The organism is Sphingomonas sp., assembly GCF_040398505.1.
Classification (GTDB): Bacteria; Pseudomonadota; Alphaproteobacteria; order Sphingomonadales; family Sphingomonadaceae; genus Sphingomonas.
The window spans coordinates 11,962-15,206 of sequence record NZ_JBBATX010000065.1; the positions used below are offsets into that span (position 1 = coordinate 11,962).

General features: G+C 65.9%; 5 protein-coding genes. 3 read left to right on the plus strand and 2 right to left on the minus strand.

The features are described 5' to 3' along the window. A partial coding sequence (locus ABWP09_RS09435; protein ID WP_353204891.1) for a bifunctional transcriptional activator/DNA repair enzyme AdaA occupies positions 1-980 on the minus strand: 980 nt, incomplete at its 3' end. A gap of 67 nt (positions 981-1,047) precedes the next feature. Beyond that, complete coding sequence (locus ABWP09_RS09440) at positions 1,048-1,959, minus strand: hypothetical protein (RefSeq protein ID WP_353204892.1); 912 nt, start codon at positions 1,957-1,959, stop codon at positions 1,048-1,050. Positions 1,960-2,243: 284 nt separating this feature from the next. Between ABWP09_RS09440 and ABWP09_RS09445 the strand changes: the two genes are divergently transcribed. The 3 genes from ABWP09_RS09445 to ABWP09_RS09455 all read left to right on the plus strand — a co-directional run. Then, positions 2,244-2,465, plus strand: a complete 222-nt coding sequence (locus ABWP09_RS09445) for a hypothetical protein (protein ID WP_353204893.1) — start codon at positions 2,244-2,246, stop codon at positions 2,463-2,465. 67 nt (positions 2,466-2,532) lie between these two features. Further along, a complete protein-coding gene (locus ABWP09_RS09450; RefSeq protein ID WP_353204894.1) occupies positions 2,533-3,033 on the plus strand; it encodes a hypothetical protein in 501 nt (166 codons plus the stop codon). Positions 3,034-3,036: 3 nt separating this feature from the next. After that, on the plus strand, positions 3,037-3,245 hold a 209-nt coding region (locus ABWP09_RS09455), incomplete at its 3' end, for a helix-turn-helix domain-containing protein (protein ID WP_353204895.1).

The following is a 3,245-nucleotide window of genomic DNA, read 5'->3' on the forward strand; positions in this document are numbered from 1 at the left end:
AGCGTCCCGTCGGTGCGCTGCGCACGGTGGCACGGCACGATGATCGACACCGGGTTCGCGCCGCACGCCGTTCCCGCCGCGCGCACCGCCTTGGGGTTGCCGACCTCGGCTGCAAGCTCGGCATAACTGCGCGTTTCGCCGAGCGGGATCGCGCGCAGCGCTTGCCAGATCGCCTCCTGAAACGCGGTGCCCTGCACGTCGAGCGGCAAATCCTGATCGCGATCGGGCGATTCCACGCTGGCGACGACTTGCGCCGCCAGATCAGCGAGCGCCGCGCCGCCGGGGACGATTTCGGCGTGCGGGAAGCGCGCGCGAAGCGCCGCCTCGCTTTCGTCGAACGACACGCGACACAGCCCCTTATCGGTCGCCGCGACGAGCATCGGGCCGAGGCTGGTATCGGCAACCGTCCAGCGAATCGTCACCCCCGCCCCGCCGCGCTTCCATGCGCTCGGCGTCATGCCGAGCCGCTTGCCCGCGCCTTCATAGAATCGGCTCGGCGCCGAATAGCCCGCTTCGTAAATCGCCTCGGTCACGCTCGTCTCCCTGGTGAGCGCGTGCGCCGCCGCCCGCGCCTTTAGCCCGCGCGCATAGGCCGCCGGGGTCACTCCGGTCGCGCGCTTGAACAGCCGGTGGAAATGGTGCGGGGCATAGCCGACCAAAGCGGCCAGTTCGTCGAGCCCCAACGTTTCCGCCGCCGCCTCGATCAGCGCGACGGCGCGCGCCACGGCGACCCGGTCGCGCCCGACCTGATCGGGCGTGCAGCGCAGACACGCGCGAAATCCCGCGTCGCGCGCTTCCTCGGGCGTGCGATAGAACACGACATTCTCGCGCTTCGGGTGGCGCGCCGGGCAGCTCGGCTTGCAATAGATGCCGGTGGTTTTCACCGCGCCGACGAAGCGGCCATCGCTGTGCCGATCGCGCGCTTCGAACGCGCGCCAGGCGGCATCGGGATCGAGCGAGAAAGGAAGCGTCTGCGTCATGCCACCGCTATACGCGCATCGGCGCGGGCCTCACATCCCACGGCTTGCGCTCAAAGCGGGCGCGACCTCAGCCCCGCCGCCGCGCCCGCTCGCGCGCATCGGCGCGCCCGGCGATCAAGCGCGTGGCGCGGTTCGCCGCCTCATTCCCCTCCCCGGCACCGGCGCGCACGGCGTCGGTGTACAGCTTCACCGCCACCTCATAGTCGCCACGCTGTTCGGCACACACGCCGAGATTGAACAGCAGCGACGGATAGCCCGCGGCCTCGGCCTGCAGGGCGTCCCAACCGGCGCACGCGGCACGCGGATCGCGCTTGGTCAGTTTGACCAGATCCTTGAAGCGCTGCGCGGTTTCCTTGGGTAGCCCCTTGGTGCTCTCGCGCACGCGGACCTGATAGGTGTCGACATGCGGCACGAGCGCGCCGCGCAGCGATTCGGCGATATCGCGAATCGCCCCGGCCACGGCGGCCTCGACCGTGCGATCGGGGCTTTGCCGCTCGCACCAGCTCGTTTCGTCGCGGAACGGTCGCGCTTCCGAATAGAGAATCTTGCCGTCGGTGTTGCGGACGATCCGGATATCGGCGTTCAGGTCGATGATGCGGCGGATGCAGCGGATCTCGACCTCCTCCTCCTTCACGCATTTGCCGTCCGCCGCCTTTTCCACGCACTTTTTGTCCTTGCGCGTGAAGGGTTGCATGTCGACCCCGGTCGAAACCGCGCCCGAGATCGATCCCTCGGCGGTATCGCGCCCGACTCGGCCGCCAATCACTTCGAACTGGCTGTTGGTCAGCGCGCGTTCGATCGCGATGGCGAGCGTCGGCCCGTCAGTGCCGCCGAATCGCTCGACCGAGATCGATCGCAGGAAGCTTGCCTCGCGGTTGGCCGCGGGAAACTCGCCGGTCACTTGCAACACTTCCGCGCGCGCCACGCCGACCGCCAGCGCGACCAGCAAAACGACCCCCAAGACGCTCGATTTCCGCATGACAAGTCCCTCCCTGCGGGCTGTGGTAAAACCACCCCGTCCGCCACGCAATGGCCAGCGGGCAAAGCGCAATTCGGCACCCAAGGGCGTCCGTGGTCAACCTCGCTGCGATGGGCCGCGCGGGTCATTTGGACGCGCGCAGAAGCTGCGGAAAAGGCCTCAGGATTCAACGAATTGTCCGCGAACGGCAGCGAAACATCCGCACCGCCGTGCGTTTCAAAAAAACATATTGACGTATTTTTTAGTTTTATTTATGTTTTGCGTAAATTAGATGAGGATATGAGATGAAGACGGAGGTCAAAGATATGGTTCGCAAATGCGGGAGCGCAGGGCTTGCGCTGATCGGCGGGGTCGCACTGGTCATCGGCTGCAGTGGCGCGGTGCCGTTCTCGGTACGGCAGAGCACCGCCCATTCGTATGAAAGCGTCCTGCGCACACACATCGCCATCGACGTTGCCGGCCTTGCGCTCAGCGTCAGCATCGTCATCGGAAAGGAAGACCAATGACTCACCTTTCGATTGAAGCGATCACCGCGCGGTCGGTCCGCGTCACTGCACGCTAAGGAGCCTTTGCATGTCCACCACCCAGATCGACGCGCTGCGGCGTCAGAGCCGCTCGCTGAAAAAAGCCTTTGAATGGGGCTTCAGCATCTCCTGTTTCCTGCTGTTCAGCCAAGTCAGTTATGTTCCGCTCAAGACGCTGCTGTTCAGCGTCGGCACGCCCGACGCGACGTCTGCGCTGGTCGATCTCGTCGAGATCGCGGCGCGCGCGTTGCCGAGCGTGGCCTTGCTCGGCGCGATCTGGACGGCACGCGGGCTGTTCAAAGCGTATGAGGATGGCGCGGTCCTGACGCCCGAAAGCGGCCGCGCAATCGGGCGCGTCGGCGACTGGCTGACCGCGAGCGGGGTGCTCGCGCTGCTTGTCGGCCCTGCGAGCGCAACGATGGACGCGGTCACGGGTGCCTATATTACCACCCAGATCGCGCTGATCGGTGTCGGGCTTGCGGTTCGCTTGCTCGGCCGGGTTCAGGCGATCGCGGCCGCGATCAAGATCGATCACGAGCAGATCGTCTGAGCCATGCCGATCATCGTCACCCTCGATGTCATGCTCGCACGGCGGAAAATGCGCGCCAAGGATCTCGCACAGCGGATCGGCATCAGCGAAACCAACCTCTCGCTGCTGCGATCGGGCAAGGTAAAGGGCGTCCGCTTCGAAACGCTGGAAAAGCTGTGCGCGGAACTCGATTGCAAGCCGGGCGACTTGCTCGACTTCGAGAGCGAAGGCGG

Coding starts and splice junctions, on each gene's coding strand:
- ABWP09_RS09440 (WP_353204892.1), bottom strand. CDS start 1,959: ATGCGGAAATCGAGCGTCTTGGGGGTCGTTTTGCTGGTCGCGCTGGCG.
- ABWP09_RS09450 (WP_353204894.1), top strand. CDS start 2,533: ATGTCCACCACCCAGATCGACGCGCTGCGGCGTCAGAGCCGCTCGCTG.
- ABWP09_RS09445 (WP_353204893.1), top strand. CDS start 2,244: ATGAAGACGGAGGTCAAAGATATGGTTCGCAAATGCGGGAGCGCAGGG.